16 protein-coding genes are annotated in these 16,384 nt (G+C 48.4%); 6 read left to right on the top strand and 10 right to left on the bottom strand.

What is annotated here, in order from left to right; genetic code table 11:
* Positions 1-301: 301 nt before the first annotated feature.
* From REC12_RS01920 to REC12_RS01895, 6 genes are read right to left on the bottom strand one after another with little or no spacing between them, the layout of a single operon-like run.
* Complete coding sequence (locus REC12_RS01920; RefSeq protein WP_308891978.1) at positions 302-2,449, bottom strand: proton-conducting transporter transmembrane domain-containing protein; 2,148 nt, start codon at positions 2,447-2,449, stop codon at positions 302-304.
* A complete protein-coding gene (locus tag REC12_RS01915; protein ID WP_308891977.1) occupies positions 2,446-3,309 on the bottom strand; it encodes an NADH-quinone oxidoreductase subunit B family protein in 864 nt (287 codons plus the stop codon). Before REC12_RS01915 ends, REC12_RS01920 begins: the two co-directional genes overlap by 4 nt.
* A gap of 21 nt (positions 3,310-3,330) precedes the next feature.
* Entirely contained in the window at positions 3,331-4,821 is a 1,491-nt protein-coding gene (locus REC12_RS01910; protein WP_308891975.1) for a hydrogenase large subunit, read from the bottom strand.
* 19 nt (positions 4,822-4,840) lie between these two features.
* Complete coding sequence (locus REC12_RS01905; protein ID WP_308891974.1) at positions 4,841-6,280, bottom strand: proton-conducting transporter transmembrane domain-containing protein; 1,440 nt, start codon at positions 6,278-6,280, stop codon at positions 4,841-4,843.
* 5 nt (positions 6,281-6,285) lie between these two features.
* Positions 6,286-6,915 (bottom strand): hypothetical protein, encoded by a 630-nt coding sequence (locus REC12_RS01900; RefSeq protein ID WP_308891973.1) that lies wholly within the window; start codon positions 6,913-6,915, stop codon positions 6,286-6,288.
* Between the two features lie 28 nt (positions 6,916-6,943).
* Positions 6,944-7,897 carry a respiratory chain complex I subunit 1 family protein gene (locus tag REC12_RS01895; protein WP_308891972.1) on the bottom strand — a complete coding sequence of 318 codons (954 nt, stop codon included), beginning with the start codon at positions 7,895-7,897 and terminating at the stop codon, positions 6,944-6,946.
* 595 nt (positions 7,898-8,492) lie between these two features.
* On the opposite strand from REC12_RS01895, the gene REC12_RS01890 reads away from it, so the two are divergent.
* The 5 genes from REC12_RS01890 (at position 8,493) to REC12_RS01870 (ending at position 13,748) form a co-directional block, all read left to right on the top strand.
* A complete protein-coding gene (locus tag REC12_RS01890; RefSeq protein WP_308891971.1) occupies positions 8,493-8,984 on the top strand; it encodes an acyl-CoA thioesterase in 492 nt (163 codons plus the stop codon).
* Positions 8,985-9,025: 41 nt separating this feature from the next.
* Positions 9,026-10,282 (top strand): beta-ketoacyl-ACP synthase II, encoded by a 1,257-nt coding sequence (gene fabF, locus REC12_RS01885; protein WP_308891970.1) that lies wholly within the window; start codon positions 9,026-9,028, stop codon positions 10,280-10,282.
* Between the two features lie 296 nt (positions 10,283-10,578).
* Entirely contained in the window at positions 10,579-12,246 is a 1,668-nt protein-coding gene (locus tag REC12_RS01880) for a class I adenylate-forming enzyme family protein (RefSeq protein WP_308891969.1), read from the top strand.
* Between the two features lie 396 nt (positions 12,247-12,642).
* On the top strand, positions 12,643-12,960 hold the full coding sequence (locus REC12_RS01875) for a hypothetical protein (RefSeq protein WP_308891968.1): 318 nt from the start codon (positions 12,643-12,645) through the stop codon (positions 12,958-12,960).
* Between the two features lie 32 nt (positions 12,961-12,992).
* Positions 12,993-13,748, top strand: coding sequence for an HD domain-containing protein (locus REC12_RS01870; RefSeq protein WP_308891967.1), 756 nt, complete (start codon positions 12,993-12,995; stop codon positions 13,746-13,748).
* A gap of 120 nt (positions 13,749-13,868) precedes the next feature.
* On the opposite strand, the gene REC12_RS01865 is transcribed toward REC12_RS01870, so the two are convergent.
* The 4 genes from REC12_RS01865 to REC12_RS01850 form a co-directional block, all read right to left on the bottom strand.
* Positions 13,869-14,201 carry a DUF190 domain-containing protein gene (locus tag REC12_RS01865; protein ID WP_308891966.1) on the bottom strand — a complete coding sequence of 111 codons (333 nt, stop codon included), beginning with the start codon at positions 14,199-14,201 and terminating at the stop codon, positions 13,869-13,871.
* A 162-nt stretch (positions 14,202-14,363) separates the two neighbouring features.
* Positions 14,364-14,690: a YnfA family protein gene (locus REC12_RS01860; RefSeq protein ID WP_308891965.1), complete on the bottom strand. Its 327-nt coding sequence runs from the start codon at positions 14,688-14,690 to the stop codon at positions 14,364-14,366.
* A gap of 25 nt (positions 14,691-14,715) precedes the next feature.
* Positions 14,716-15,354, bottom strand: coding sequence for a tRNA (N6-threonylcarbamoyladenosine(37)-N6)-methyltransferase TrmO (tsaA, locus tag REC12_RS01855; protein ID WP_308891964.1), 639 nt, complete (start codon positions 15,352-15,354; stop codon positions 14,716-14,718).
* Positions 15,355-15,370: 16 nt separating this feature from the next.
* Positions 15,371-15,568: a CooT family nickel-binding protein gene (locus REC12_RS01850; protein ID WP_308891962.1), complete on the bottom strand. Its 198-nt coding sequence runs from the start codon at positions 15,566-15,568 to the stop codon at positions 15,371-15,373.
* Positions 15,569-15,832: 264 nt separating this feature from the next.
* Between REC12_RS01850 and REC12_RS01845 the strand changes: the two genes are divergently transcribed.
* Positions 15,833-16,048 carry a tautomerase family protein gene (locus REC12_RS01845; protein WP_308891960.1) on the top strand — a complete coding sequence of 72 codons (216 nt, stop codon included), beginning with the start codon at positions 15,833-15,835 and terminating at the stop codon, positions 16,046-16,048.
* The last annotated feature ends 336 nt before the right edge of the window (positions 16,049-16,384 follow it).

Raw genomic sequence — 16,384 nt, 5'->3', positions numbered from 1 at the left:
AATCCGTGGAGGGCATCGGCCTTATAGCCCAACAAAATGCTGAGGGCTCAGAGGAGGTTTCGGCGGCTTCGGAGGAACAAGCGGCGGCGATGGTATCTGTGAGCCAATCAGCCGATGTTTTGGCCAGACTGGAAGAAGGCTTAGCTCTTCTGGTTAGTAAAATTAAAGTCTGAGCAACGTATTAATGACTTAAAACAGATAACTTATGTTCCAAGCACAACATTGGGTGACTAGAATAATTCTTACAGTGTGTTTTACATAAATTGTAAGAATTATTTATTTTTAATTTGAGTTGGAATTTTTAACGACTGTAAGCAGCCCAGAAGAGAACTAAGATAAGGAAAATGAGGATATAGGCCACATAACCGGAGAGAAAGCCGTGCTGAATCTTGGCTAAGGGATGGATACGGCGGCGCAAGCTCCGGAAGACTTTTTCATAAGGACGGGCGCTCAAGATTTGGAGCATATCCGCCTGTACACCTATCTCCAGGGGGGCTTGAGATGTGCCCCGGTGTAGGTTACGGGTAACCTTAAAATTACCAATCCGTCCCAGAAGCATGCGGTAGGGGTTGGCGTAAGCCGTGGCGGAATATTGACTGGCCGGCCCGTAATTTGTCAATCCTCCGGTCCAGGTGTTGACAGTACGTGTTTTATAAGGCCGGGAGCCGGCGTGGAAAAGAAGAAAAGCAAAAACGGCAAAGATGAGGAACCAGAAAAGTACGTAAGTGGGAGCGATGCTGGCCACGCCGCTGGGCGGCTGGACAACGGCTCCAGGGAGTGGAAGCCAGGCCAAGAGGCGTCCGCCTAATTTAGGCAAGAGGTCGCCGGGGGTGAATTGTCGGAAAACAGGAGGGACGATATCCCCTATCACGTGCAATGAAGGAGAAAGCTGGGAGATTAATGGGCTGAGGAAATTGAGAACGGCTGTAGGGAAGAAACCGGCTAAAACACTTATCCCGGCCAGGCCGATTAAGCTTAATTTGCTTAAGCTTTTTAGGATCTGATGTTCCCCGCTCACTTCGGCTTCTAAATTCTGATTTCCGGTTTCTGATTTGCGCCAGTGCGGGCGTCCGGCGAAGATGTAAAGGTAGAGGCGGAGGAAAGCGGTAAAGGCCAGCGCGGCGCCGAGTCCGAGAAGAATAAGAGTAATGGCCGCCAGGATCTGGCCGGCTTGGGGTAACCCGTGATAGACCTGGAGCAGGCTCTGCAGGTTGAGCCACTCTGCCGCAAAGCCGGTAAAAGGAGCAACTGCCGCCAAGGAGAGGGAAGCGATGAGAAACGTTACGGAAACGACAGGCAGCGTCCGGTGAAGTCCGCCCAGAATGTCCAGATTGCTTCTTCCGGTTAAGGCCTGAACCTCGCCGCTGTCCAGGAAGGCCAGCCCTTTGGCTAGAGTATGGGAAATCATCTGGAGAAAAAGAGCCAGCAAAGACAGGCCGGCATAGGCAGGTTCGCCGTGATTAAAGAAAAGTACTGCCAAACCAAAAGAGAGAATCATTAAACCAATATTTTCAATGCTGCTATAGCCGAGAACACGGCGCAAATCCCGGACAATGACGGCATAGAGGGCGCCGAGAAAGGTGCCAAGGGCGCCCAGGAGGACGAGAAGGAAAGCTGATCCGTCCCCTAAGCCGCCCAACAGAGAAAAGTAAACGCGCAAGATGCCGAAAAGTCCTAAATTGACCAGGCCGCCGGCCAGGAGGGCGCCTAAATTACCAGGTACTACGGTATAAGCCCTGGGCAGCCAGAGCTGAACGGGGAGGACTCCGCTTTTCACTCCAAATCCCAGGAAGCAGAGCCAGAAAAAAGTCAGGCGGATAACCGGACTATTGTCCTGCAAGGCTTGACGGATTGTGGGAAAATCGAGGGCCAGGTGGCTGTGACTGGGCAGGAGCAGGGCCACCACCAGGGCCAGGAACCCCAGTTCGCTGATAACAATCGTCATGTAGGCAGCGCGGCGGACATTACGGCGCGTGTGGTCCGCTAAAATGTAGGCAAAGGCGGTCAGAGACATGCCTTCCCAAGCAATGAGCAGGGAGAGGCCATTCTGGGCCGTGAGCAGGGTCTGGGTAAAAAAGAACTGCAGGCTTACCATGGCTACGGCAGAAGGACCTGTACCCGTTCTCCCGAGAGGGGTAGAACCGGCGCTGTAAAGACAGACCCAGAAGCCAAGTAGGCTGAGCAAGAGGAGAAACAGGCTGCTTAAGGCGTCAAGCTGCCAGGGCCAGGCGCCCAAGGGCCAGATTCCGCTGAATTGGCCTAGAAAGAGAGTGTTTCCTGAGAGAAGCGTACTGCCGGCCAGCAAGGTATTCAGGAGGCAGAGCAAGGCAAGAAGAAGCCAGCCAATTAAAGTTATGCAGTTTTTTCTTTTCCCTAAAATAAAGGTTAAGATTCCGACGAGGAGAAAGGCTACGGCAATATCCCAAAACAAATTGGCTGGATTTGTCATCGGGCTTCACCTCCTTCCAGCTTATCGGTTGCCAGATTCAGTGCCTTGAGGAGGGCGTAAGGGTTAGGCGGGCAGCCGGGTATCTTTACATCGACAGGCAGCAAATCAGCTACTGAAGCGGTCCTCCGGGAACTGGCGGCAAAGGCTCCGCCGCTCAGGGCGCAAGCGCCGCAGGCGATCACAAACCGAGGCTTGGGCATAGCTGCGTAGGTTTCCAGGAGTATATCCCGCATGGCTAGGGTAAGCGCCCCGGTGACTAATAAAACGTCGGCGTGGCGGGGGGAGGCTGTGAAAAAGAAGCCTAAGCGGTGCAAGTTGTAGTAAGGGTTGCTAAGGGCGAGAATTTCCGTCTCACAGGCATTGCAGGAACCAGTGTCGATGTGGCGGATGTGCAGGGAACGACGGAATACCCTTTTAAGGGTCCTGGCTATTGATTTTTCCTGAACATCGAAAGGAACTGTACGTTCGGGTAAAGATGCCGTCTTATTAGGAGAGGTAGATTCGTTGTCATTTATAGCAGCCGTCCTTATTTCGGTCGGCTCTTGAGGGAAGATTACCGGCATGGCCTTATCCAAGTCACCGGCTGAAAGTGCTCCTTCGGGACAAACCTCAAGGCAGAGATTACAGGCCAGACAGTTTTCCGCAGAGATTTCTAAACGGAAAGAGTCTTCAAGTTTCCGGAGCTGCAAAGCCTGTGTAGGGCAGATGCCCAAACAGGCTTGACAACCGCTGCAGTTCTTGGAGACGGCAGGCAGACGGAACCAGTTTTTATGCTTGAGCTCCAATTCTTCCCGTTTCCGAGGATAGGAGGTCGTGGTTCTGCCGCTTGCCAATCCTTGATATAACCATTCAGCTAACATGATCTTGTTCCCCCTTTCGTTTCAGCGGTCACAACTGGCTGCATTAAGAGAAAAGCTGGCTTCAATGATCGGAAAGTCGGTTTGAATGTTGCCATTGGATGTGGCCAAACCGAAGACCGGCCAGTTGCAGGCTGATGCGGAATGGATGTGCCAAAAGGCGATCCGGCCGTTATCCTGCAGACGGATGAGGTGGCTGGTGCGTCCCCGCGGTGATTCTGACAACCCTATTCCCCAGCCGGAAGGGGATGTTCCACTTGGCCAGAGGACAGGTTCCTGCCCCCAGTTAGGGTCGGCCAATTTGAACAGACCATAGCAGAGCAAGGCATAAGACTGATGCCATTCACGCACGCGGACCAGGAAGCGGGCAAAGGCGTCACCGGGTTCTTCGGTTATAACGGCGATCTGCCAAGGTCCCAGATCAAGCAAGGCAGGGAAGTGATCCTGCCGGACATCGCGGGCCAGGCCGGCAGCCCTGGCTACAGGCCCAACGAGATCGTAAGCCTGTATCCAAGCGTATTCTACTCTTCCGGTGGTTTTTAGACGGTCTGTAAACGTGGGCGTTTTTGCCAAGAGTGACGTGAATTTTTTCAGTCGCTGAGCTATAGGTTCCAGGCGCGCCTGAATTCCCGGTATTAAAGAGGGCCAGGGGATAGAACTGCTTTGCCCTAATTTCACAGTTCCCCGTAAATAACGGGAACCGGTTAAATCCCCGTTGAAGCGGAGCAGTTCCTCTTGAACCCGGGCAAGCTGGGCCTGCCCGACGGTCATTCCGGTTGAGCCGGCCAGTAGGGCCAGGTCGCGGGCATGATTATATAAACGCTCCATTTCCCCCAGAAGAAGGCGCTCATATTCCACTCTCAAGGAAACTGTCCGTCCGGCGGCCTGTTCTACGGCCCGGACGAAAGCGCTGGCATGGGCAACGCTGGAAACTCCCGCGACACGTTCGGCCAAAACAAGAGCTTCCTCCGGTGTCCTGTTCACGGCCAAGCTTTCTAAATCGCGGTGTTTATAAAAAAGCTGGCTTTCCAGGAACATGATCTGTTCGCCAATCAGGTCGAAGAGGTAATGGAGGGATTCTCCGACATCCCCGCGGACAGGACCCAGGGGAAGATGAAAACTGCCGGAGCCATGGGCTATCCCTTTGAGGGAGACTTTTTCCGGGAAAAGCAGGGGCCGCAGATCCGGGTGGTCTTTAATGGGTAAGCCGCTGCGGTCGTGCATTTCTCTTTCCGGCCAAAGAAAGACAGGTCGGGTTGGGGCCAGAGAGGGGAGACTTTGTCCCTGGGGTAAAGCACTGATCAGCCAGGAAAAGGGCATTCCGGGGCTTCCGGTTACGGCGACAATTTGAGACTCTTCTCTTCCCTTAATTCCAGGCAGGAGAACATAATGGAGAATTTCCAAAGAATCTCCCGCTGGCAAGGTGAAAAACCGGTGCAGCTTTTCGGACAGAAGGGTTAGACTATGCGGTGTTTCCAAAACTTTGTGGTCCGCTAAGGGTGCTCGGGTTGCCATTGCTACACCTCCATCAAAGTTAATGTATCAACGCCTGCCAGACGGCCGGCAGAGCTACGCCCATGGTCAGGGAAGCGAATAGGTGTGCCAGCGGCGGCAGGATAGTTTGCCAGCTTCCCAATTCTCCTTTAACCTGTTCCCCCTCTGTCGGGGCAGAAGGCCGGCCAAAGACCATTTCTAAGGCGTAACGCAAAAAGTTAGCGAAAAGAAGAGCAAGAAAAGCGGTGAGAATTATACCCAGCCAGAAAAGGCCCCCATGAAAAGCGGCCAGCAAGATCAGAAATTCACTGATAAACAGGCCAAAGGGAGGGGCGCCGGCGATGGCCAGCATTAAGAGCAAAAGGAGCCGGCCCGTCCAGGGCGAGCTGAATACTGCCCCTTTGACCTGGCCGATGTCTGTGCTTCCGTGGGTAAGCATCAAGTTGCCGGACAAGTAGAAAAGGCCGGGCTTGATCAAGGCATGGTTAAGCATTTGCAGAAAAGCCCCCATCATTCCGATGGGCCCTAAAGTATAGCCCAGGAGGATTAGCCCCATATTTTCCGTACTGGAATAAGCGAAGAGGCGCTTGTAGTCCCGTTGCACCGTAGTCATAGCTACCGCGACAATCACCGTTAGGAGGCCTATGCTTCTGAGCAGAGTGTTGGCGAAGTCGCCCAGCCCGGCGGCGTACATGATATCGGCGTAACGCAGAAGAGCATAGAGCGCTACGTTGATCTTAATTCCGGACAGCATGGCGCTGATCGGGGATGGGGCTTGACTGTGCGCGTCCGGGAGCCAGGTGTGGAGAGGAACCAAACCGGCCTTAAGTCCGTATCCGACGGTCAGGAGGACAAACCCGATTTTCAGCCACCGTTCCGGAATGGCCGCGGCGTGTTGAAGAAGCTGGGGCCAGGTAACTGCCGTAAAGCCGGAGGGCTCCCCGGCCAGGATGAACAGAGTTCCCAGGAGTGCGGTTACCCCACCGATCTCCATCATAACCATGTACTTCCAAGAGGCCTCCAGGGTCTGCCTGGTTTGTTGAAAATCGATCAGAAAGACAGTGGCCAAAGCCGTCCCTTCAACTAAAACCCAGAGCCAAAGCAGGTTAAGGGTTAAGGGAGCCCAAAGCAGGGCGGCGTAGAAAGTCATGAGCAGAACATAATAACGCCTGTGCTGGCTGGGGCTAAAGGGATGTTCCCGGGAGGAGAATTTGAGGTAGCCTGAAGAATAAAGGCTGGCAGTACAGCCGACGATAAGCACGATGGTCAGGGTGATAAGAAGCAGATAATCTGTTCCCGCCGGGGCTCCCGGCAGAGAAAGAGGTCTGGCGGCTGCCGGAAAGCAAATGAAATAAACTAAGCTGAATAGGGCGGCTGCCAGGGTTATCAGAACTGAAACAAAAGCACGAAATTTAGGCCAGGGCAGAAACATGAGCAAAATCCCGATTATGCCAAGGGCGATAAGAACTGTGTCGAACATGCTTGTTACCCCCTTAGTTGTGATAATTCGCGTGTAGAGCGCAGATCACTGCGGTAGTGCAGAATGCGGGCCAAGAGGACCAAACAAAAGACGGCCAGGAAAACGGAAGTATAGATGGCTAATTCAGCGTCTAAAGTCGTTTTGTCTAAAAGATTAATTAAGATTAGATCGACTGAATTATCGGCGGTAAGCAGACCGAAAATCTGTTTACTGGGGTCATGTTTTAAGAGCACAATGGCCAAGCCGACCAGGAGCATCCCCAGGACTCCCCCAGCTAGAGGGCTGGAGAGGGCAAAGCTGCCGGTGAAAAAACCGGTGGCGGCCAGGATACCGAAGAGGAAGGCGGCTCCTTGAGGATTAAGCAGATCTTGCATCACCCGTTCTTTCCACCAGAGAGTGGGAAGGTAATGGCGGATAATCAAAGGTACGCCGATCAGGCGTATAATAGCCATCCCCGCCCAGCTAAGCCAAAGAAGAGGATCTCTCAATCCCTCAATGTTTCGGGCATAAAGGATTAAGATAAATAACATCTGCAGGATATATCCCCCTGATGCTAAGCGCGTTTCCCGCGCCATGCCGATCCAAATGGTCGTTAAGAGCAAAATTACAATAGTCCAAAGGGTTAACAGTTCCATTCTCTACACCTCCTCTGAGAATATTTAATTACTCCGTAACAATCCGAAGTATGACTGCCAGGAGAGCCATTCCCCCCGCTGCTCCGAGAAATTCAGAGATGCGCAGCAGACGTAGTTTCCCGATAGAAGACTCGATCCAGACAATGAGGGCATCCAAGGCCAGAAATTTGAGAAAGAGACTGATTATGGCCCAGGCGAGGTCAAAGGGATGAGCTTGGGAAGCAAGCCCCCAGGGTCCAATGATCACATTCATAAAAATAACTCCCAACACCACGAATTTCATGGCGCCTCCCCACTCGATCAGGGCCAGATCCGGTCCGCTGTAATCATAGACCCGGTTGGCGTCAATCATGGAAAATTCCTGGTGGGAAGATGGATTGTCGACCGGTATGCGGCCGTTTTCAGCCAGGAACACGCAGAAAAAAGCGGCGACCAGGAGAAGGTGAATAGGAGAAAAGAAAATTCCCGCCATTATTTTATTGACTGTATAGGGGATGGTAGAATGGGCCGTCAGGCTGACACAGAGCAGGATGAGAAGAAGCACCGGCTCAACGTTTAAAGAAACAAAACGGGCCCGGGTAGTTCCTACTCCCGCATAAGGGCTGCCACCGGAGGTAGCACCCAGGAGGAGAAAATAGCCGCCCAGGCCAAAGATAAATCCGCCCGCCAGCATGTCGCCGGCAAAAGCCATATAGAGGGGAAAGGCTGTCAATACGGGAATGAGCATAGCGACGATCAGTGGTGCGGCAAAGTATATGTAGGGCGCTATACGGTAAGTCCATCCGGCGCTTTTCGGGATTAATCTTTCTTTATGCCGAAGTTTCCAGAGATCTCGATAAATCTGCAGGACACTAGGCCCCTTTTTACCTTGCACAAACTCTTTCCAACGGTTGAGAATCCCTTTAATTAAAGGTGCCACCAGTAAGACGAACAGGAGTTGCAATATCTGTAAAACTATAGCCTGGCTCAGGGATGTAACCATTGTCATCAACCTCCTTCAGTCACTTTAAAATGTGGAAAGCCGAATGGAGAAATAGGGCGATTGAAAAAGAGGCCCTCTGCATTGTTTAGGCAGAGGGCCTCTGATTGACTAAAAAGCAAACCCCTACCACAAGTGGTAGGAGTTATTAGCCAGAGGCATTTAAACTAGGTACAACTAAACTACGAATTGACGAACCCCATCGTCTGATTATTCAATTACAATTACATTATAGAAAGCTATTAGATTAGTGTCAACCAAGGTACAGGGGATTAAAAAGAAATTTAATTATAAATAAAAGGCAACAGGATGCCCAAACTAAGTAAGAAAGTGCAATCGGATAACTATGAGTTTGGAGTATGTTTTTAATTTCTTTGACGGATTTTCAAAGGATAACATTCGGTTGATCTGGAATATAGGGATGAGGGATAGCCGGAAAAATAATTATTGGATTAGCATTTGTTTAGTGGTATAATATAACAAATAGATGATATGATCACGCGATGGGGCTCGCTTATTTGCTTGAAGTAGGCTTTTTGCTGTACTGGATGGCTGATGGCTCCTACCTTTGTCTAGAAGGCAGGTAGGGGTCTTTTTGATGTCCAAAAGTAAATATTTGAACGGATTGGAGGAGCAGAATTTGACAAGAGGTAATACAGATAAACCTTTGAGTTTTTTGCCGATGGTTATTACATGGGGCGATTGCGATGCGGCGGGGATCAGTTATTATGCCCGGTATTTTGATTGGTTCACGAATGGACGTTTGCATTTGCTCAAAAAGTATGGCTTTCCGTATATGCGGTCATTTCATGATCGAGGTATTGCTGTAGTTGGCCTCAAAGCTCAATGCCAATATAAACGCATGTTGAAGCCGGATGAAGAGGTGGTACTGGAGACTACTTTAGCCAATTTGACTAGGACAAGGGCTACCTTTTTATATGTCGTGCGTAAAGCGGATGGGTCTATAGCAGCGGATGGCAGCACAGAGCATGCCTTTGTTGACAGTGGCGATGGCAGACCTTTTGATCTGAACAAACGTTATCCTGAGTTCTGGAAAGAACTACATATGATGTTAAGCGCAGCAATATAAGGTTACTGCTTTAAGCACAGCGAAAGGAATGAAGCCTTGATATGTACAGGTCTCGTGTGGTTATCACTGGCATGGGAGCGGTCACTCCGCTGGGGATTGGTGTAACTGAATATTGGGCTAATTTGATAGCAGGCCGGAGCGGAGTGGGTCTTATCACCCGCTTTGCAACTAATAATTTGGCTGTAAAGATTGCCGCTGAAGTCAAAGGGTTTGAGGCAACTGCCTTTTTACCCAAGAAATTGGTTAAAGAAACGGATATCTTCATGCAGTATGCTTATGCGGCGGCTTGCGAGGCTTTGACGGGTATCATCGGTGAGAGAGAGGGCCCAAAATCCTGTTTAGCGCCGGGACGTTTGGGTCTTGTCCTAGGAACTGCTGTGGGGGGAATTACTACGGTTGCTGAAACGGAAAAAGAGTTGCTTGACAGAGGCTCGAACCGGCTCAGTCCTCATTTTGTCCCTAAAATGCTGGCTAATGTAGCCGCGGCCCGCATTGCCATAGCTTATGGATTGAGAGGGCCGAGTTTAACGATAAACACTGCTTGCTCTTCCGGTGCCGATGCGGTGGGCCTGGCGGCGATGCTTGTGCGCTCCGGTGAGGCAGATGCCGTGCTGGCGGTTGGAGCCGAATCAATCCTGTGTCCGCTCATGACCGCCGGGTTGGCGGCCGCTCGGGCTTTATCCAGACAAAATGAGTATCCCGAGAAGGCCAGCCGGCCTTTTGATGCTCAAAGAGATGGATTCGTAATGGGAGAGGGCGCTGGGGCAGTGCTCGTGGAAAGCTTAGACCACGCCAAAGCTCGGGGGGCTAAGATCGAAGCAGAGCTACTCGCTTATGCTTCGCTGACCGAAGGGTATCATGTCACTTTGCCCGAACCGGAAGGGCTGGGTGAAATCACCTGCATGAAGAGAGCTTTAGACAAAGCTGGTATAGAACCGGCTCAAGTTGGTTATATCAATGCCCACGGTACATCGACAAAAGCCGGCGATGCAACCGAAACAAAAGCTATCAAAGCTGTTTTCGGTTCCAAGTCCGGCCGAATTCCCGTTAGTTCTACGAAAGGAGCAACCGGGCACCTGATGGGTGCAGGCGGAATTACTGAGATGATTGTCTGCATAAAGGCGATGCAAGAAAATGTCATACCGCCAACCCTAAACTATGAACAACCCGATCCGGAATGTGACTTGGATTACGTGCCAAATGTGGCGCGTCATGTGGCGGTTGACATTGCTCTTTCCAATTCTTTTGGCTTCGGAGGTCAAAACGCCTGTTTGATCCTGGGAAAATTTAATAAGTGAAAGCACAATGTCTAAGAAAATAGCCCTATATTCTAAATTCGAATTTTAGCCGCTGACTAATCCGCTCTAAGACTCCCGCTTCGGCAAGCGGTGGGTTAAGAGCGGCTAAGTCCCTGGATAAGGGCGACTAAGATTCAGATGGGGTTAAAACTCTACCTGAATCAAGTCTTCTTTATTCCCCGAGATAAAAATAAAAAGAAAGGAAGTGAAGCCTGGTTCCGAACCGGGCAAAACAGACGTCTTTAATGGGCCTGTGGCTTTTAAGGCGTAAGATCGGAAACCGGGCGTTGGAAGGAATGGACCAAACTGCTTATAGTTATGATATCACTATGTTTAGAGAAACGTTCGAACATGAATTTACTTATTTGCATGGTTTTTTGCGTAATGTGCATCGCTTTGCCCCAAAGGCCGCCCTTACCTGTCCTTTGCGTGAACAAACGTGGACTTATTCAGATTTGAATCGCGAGGCTAACCGTTTGGCACAGGCTCTGAAAGCTGATGGAGTGGGTCCAATGGACTTGGTTATGTATCAACTCTTAAACTCGGCGGAATTTGTTTTTTGTTATTTAGCTCCTCAAAAACTCGGAGCGATTAACTGTCCTATTAATTTTCGTCTTGCTCCGGGAGAAACAGCATTTATAATTGATGACAGCAAGCCGCGGGTTTTTGTGTATGATGCCGATATCAAGCAAACTGTACTTCAAGCTTTGACGATGGCTAACCATAAGCCGGAGCGGATTGTCATGGTTGATATCTCGGGGAAAGAGACAGCTCCTCCCGGCCATATACTCTATCGGGATTATGTTCGGGCTCAGCCGGAAGATGAACCGCAAACAGGGAATTTGCCGCATGTTTATGCGGAGGTTACCAGACTTTACACCTCAGGGACGACAGGTAAACCGAAAGGGGTACCCTTGAATAATATTAATGAAGTGTTGTCGGCCCATGATGTAGCTATGCATTTTCCTCTTTCACCGCAGGATATAACGATGAATATGAGTCCCTGGTTTCACCGAGGTGGTATTCATTCCGGCGGCCCTGTTCCCACCCTTTATGTGGGGGGCCAAATCATAATTTTACGCCAGTTCAATCCTAAACTTTGCCTGGAATTGACGGGGAAATACCGAGTCACTTTCTTGATTGGCGCTCCACCGATGCTGAAGATGTTGCACGATCAACAAGTTAAAAGACCTGTTGATTTAACTCATTTAAAAGGGATTGTCACTATGGGTGCCCCTCTGGAAAAGGAAGCTTGTACAAAGTTTCAGCAATCCCTTACACCCAATATTTTTAACGGGTATGGAACTTCAGAAGCTTTTTGGAACACTTTTTTGAGACCTTATGATTTGCCCGTTATGGCAGGCACAGCGGGCAGAGCCTGCACCGATGACGATGTGGCCGTAGTTAGAATTTTTCCTGATCACCGGGCCGAACCATGGGAGCATGTAGCCAAGGATGGGCAAGAGACAGGGGAGATAATAGTCAAGGCTCCGGGTAAAACGACCTACGCTTATCACAGAAATTCCAATGAGAGTGAGAGGGTCTTTTATAAAGGTTGGATTTATATAGGTGACTTAGGCACCTGGGATGAGAATGAGTTTGTCACGGTTGTCGGGCGCAAAGACGATATGATTATTTCTTCAGGTGAAAATATCCATCCGGTTCAAGTTGAGGAAATTTTGAATGAGCATCCAAAAGTCAAAGAATCAATTGTGGTCGGCGTTCCCGATGAATTGCGGGGAGAGGCTGTAGTCGCCTATATTGTCAAAGCCGACCCTAGTTTGCTTGCCAGGGAGCTTACCGATTTTTGCAATACTCATCCAATGCTGGCCAAATACAAACGCCCGCGCTATTATTGTTTTGTTGAAGAATTGCCATACACGGCTACCGGCAAAAAAATGCATTTTAGAGTTAAGGAACAGGCGGTCATTGATTTGGCAGCCGGACTGTTGGAACGTGGGTAAAGCGGGATAAAGGAAAAAGTGCTTGGCCTCAATCAGAGTTAAAGAACAGGCAGTTGTTTAAACATTTAAGTCTCAAAGATCATTTGGAGAATGATCATTGGATTCTCTTCCGCTTGGTGATATAATGTAAAAAATAGAGTTTTCTGACTCCGCGATGGGGCTCGCTTATATGCTTGAAGGAGGCTTTGTGCTGTACCGGATGGCTGATGGCTCCTACCTTTGCCTAGAAGGCAGGTAGGAGCTTTTTGATGTCTAAAATGGCAAAGGAAAACTGAGACAAGAGGGGTGATGTTCTGAGCGAGGAATCCTTCCGAAGCTAAAATACTTGCAGTAGACAATTAACTATTTACCATATGGGTTGCCGGTCGTGTCTAATTGTGGGAGGAGTTGAAGAGTATGCATTCCATTTATCTTCGAACCGATTTTCCCAACGGGCGCTCGCACATCCTTTTTAAACTTTTAGATTCTCCGATCCCGGAACTTAATCATTTTTTATTGGTCTTAAATCGCAAAGGGGTATTATGGGTTGACGTCTATTGGCCTTATGATTCTGAATCAGAGCGCTGTTCCCGTGTCCTTTCAGAACTTGATTTTTGGCATACGTTTCGGGAGTGGCGGCTCGCAGGTCTTAAATTGGGTAGTAGCGAAACGGTCGCTGAATTTCTTGCCCATAAACAGCTCGCTGCTCATCATATGTTAGAGGAGAAAAACTAAGAAAAATTAAATTGATATAGGGAGGTAAAAGTATGAATCTGTCCCAGATTGATTATCTTGATACTTGGCTGGAGGATTATTCAAGGAGCTTTCTGTCCGGAGACACCCAAGTGGATACTAATATTCAGTTCAAGATTGACCATACTTATCGGGTTTGGGATAATAGTTTGGACCTTGCGGCTTTTCTCAATTTGAATGCCAATAACACCCGAATTGCTGAGGCTATCGGGTTGCTTCATGATGTTGGCCGCTTTGAGCAATTTACGCGCTATGGCACTTATAGAGATGACATTTCTGAAGATCACGCCGAGTTAGGCCTTCAGGTTTTGGCGGACAATCGGATTTTGGATGGATTAGTGGACGTAGAAAAGAACATAATTGAGTCCGCAATCAAGTATCACAATAAATACGCATTGCCGCAGGAAATATCCGGCGATTGTCTGATGTTTTGCAAATTAATTCGGGATGCGGACAAACTGGACATATTTGAGCAGCTAGCCAATGAGACTGCGGAAGGTGTTCCTGATAAGGCCGAATGTTCACGGGAGGTTGCTGAGGTAATCCTTGCTGGAAAGGTTGTTCCTTTTACGATGTTAAGAACGTCGAGCGATTTCAAACTAATGAGAATGTCCTGGGTTTTAGACGTTAACTACGACTTAACTCTGGAGAAAATTGTAAAGCTGAGATTTATGGAGCAAACGATTAGCAAACTGGAGTTGAAAGGAGATATTCGGAAAGTTTATAGCTATCTTAAAAACTACATAGAGGAGAGACTTAGGGAATATTGAACAAGTGAACTGGTGTTTTCAAAATTACCGCTAATGTGAACAAAACCGCAAAGGCTTTTCTTTGCGGTTTTGTTCACATTAGCGGTGGACTTCGGAATAATGCAGTTGTTTATGCTTAAGCTATGCCGGCGTTTTTCCATGCTTATAAACCTGTATATCTTCGGCAAAAACCAAACCTTTTGGTACGAGGGCACAAATCTCCGGGATCAAAGGGTCGATGTTTTCCGCCACATCCACGATTTCCAGGATTATCGGCAAGTCGGAGGATAACTGAAACAAACGGGCAATACGGAGAAGTTTGTCTTGACCATAGCCTTCGATACCCCGGTTGACAGTTACGCCGCCAATCCCTTTTTCTTTGAGCCAGTGAACTAAATATTGATGGAGAGGCTCGTTTTGATACTGATCCTTTTCACCAAAATAAACTTTAAGTAACTTTGCTTCACCTAACATTCAGAATACCTCCCTCAGAATTAGCAATGCCTAACTCAACCCATAATATTGGCATTTAGATTAAATAAGAACTGAGGTCCAAATGGTACCGCGCTTTAATCATATGCTATTTTCCCGCGTTTGCTAAGGTGAATTATTGGACGGTTCTTGTGTTTACGGAGATTATTGCCGCGGTGCCCATAACATAATAGACACCCCCGCAAGGCAAACCGCAGATCCTATCCAATCGTAGAGGTCCGGCATTTTTTTATCGATTCCCCATCCCCACAAAACCGCCAGAACGATAAATACCCCTCCATAGGCGGAATAAACCCTACCGAAATTCGGGAACTTCTGTAGGGTCGGAATAATTCCATAGAGGATCAGAATTACACCTCCTATTATTCCATACCAAAATGGACGTCCTTCCCTCAAAGAAAGCCAAATTAAATACCCTCCCCCGATTTCGGCCAGGCCCGCCAACAGAAATAAAAGAATCGCATTAAGCATTTGCTCACTCCATTCGGCTATAAGTTCAATCCTTATGCTGGTTGCTGTGGTTATGATAGTCGTCGGAGTGCGGATGTTCATGTGAGTGCTGATGACTATGAGTATCTTCGTCAATATGCCCATGTCTATGTTCGTGTCCATGTTCATGCCCAAGACCATGTTGATGTTCATGGCTATGCTCGTGGGGACGTCCAAGGGCATGGGCCATAATATGCTCTTTGTCGGGAAGGGTATCAAACCAGCCGTTATTGGAGTCTTCGAGACTGTCCCGGAAATGGATATAGGGTTTAATGTCCAGTAAAGGAGTACCATTGTAGGCGTCGATGCCCGAAATAATGATCTCGTTGCCTTGGATTTCCTTAATTTTCACAATACTTAAGCCGATTGGGTTGGGCCTTTTAGGTGAGCGGCTGGCAAAAAGCCCGATTTCAAGTTCAGGGGCCCAAGGAGAGTGAGTCAGTAACTCAAGAGGAGGAGATATTTGATCGAGGTGATAAAGGACGTATATGTAGTTGAATTTATCCAGAAATTTCAACCCTGCGGCATACTCGGGGTTAAGGGTAATCCAGAAATCTCCCGGCGCATCCGGAATTGGTTGATGGGGAGCATTAAAGGAGAAATAAGGGGTGTGAATAGTTCCTATGGCTTGATAGCTGAGGTCCATAATGATCTCCTTTCACTCAGATATTTGAAATTTTCTCCAAAAGTATACGGTGATTGAGCAAGGTCATTTCTTTAATCCGAGCCTTGATGAATTGTTGTTTTCCAAAAATGTCCACGAGTTTTAAACCATTCTCATAGGGCTCGATGGTATCAACAGACTCCATAAACAACACGTCTTTTTCTCCATCTCTGAGATAGGCGTTTGCTTCGCACATTGTTATCCTACTCCTTGTTCAAAATGAAGAGTATAAAAAAGACCAGAGAGAACTCCTTTAAGATCAGACCCCAGAGCCTTTAATTTAACATGATCAATTTTGGCATCCTGTCATCTAAGCTATTCGACACGGTAAAAAGTTTTCCTTCATCTTGTTTGTTAGTGTGGACAAAATTTGAAAGTTCATGAATGGGTTTACATGTTTTAGGACGTATTCGGGAATTTTAGGAGAGTGAGAAAAGATTTTTGCGGAGGTGACTCTAAAATGCCAATGATTAATTTTGATGGACCGAAGTTAAGTATGGATCAAAAGAGAAGTTTGATTCATGGAATGAGTCAAGCAGCTTCTCAGGCTCTGGGAATTCCGATGGCAGCGTTTACCGTAACACTCGATGAACATGAGTACAGCAATATGGGCATAGGCGGTGAAGTCCTCACGGAATCGGGTTATTGGCAAAAATATAAAGAAATTAAAGACTAAGAAGAAAAGAACGATTCTTGATTTGTCCGTTGACGAATCAAGAATCGTTCTTCTTTTGCCTATAAAGAAGACTTGATTCAGGTGGAGTTTTAACCCCATCTGAATCTTAGCCGCCCTTATCCGCTGACTAATCCGCTCTTAACTCACCGCTTGCCGAAGCGGGAGTCTTAGAGCGGATTAGTCAGCGGATAAATTCTACTACCATGAAGTTCCGAACCTCTGCATGCTTTAAAAATAAAAGTCGGGATTTTGGACATGAACCACCTTGAAATCATGGGCGTTAAACGGTAGAATGAAATCAGATACTAGTGAATTTAAGGGTGATGGAGCTCACCG

The sequence above is a fragment of the Candidatus Desulfosporosinus nitrosoreducens genome (genome assembly GCF_030954495.1).
Lineage (GTDB): Bacteria > Bacillota > Desulfitobacteriia > Desulfitobacteriales > Desulfitobacteriaceae > Desulfosporosinus > Desulfosporosinus nitrosoreducens.
Note: the sequence above shows the minus strand (reverse complement) of the source record. Positions and strands in the feature narration are given on the sequence as shown.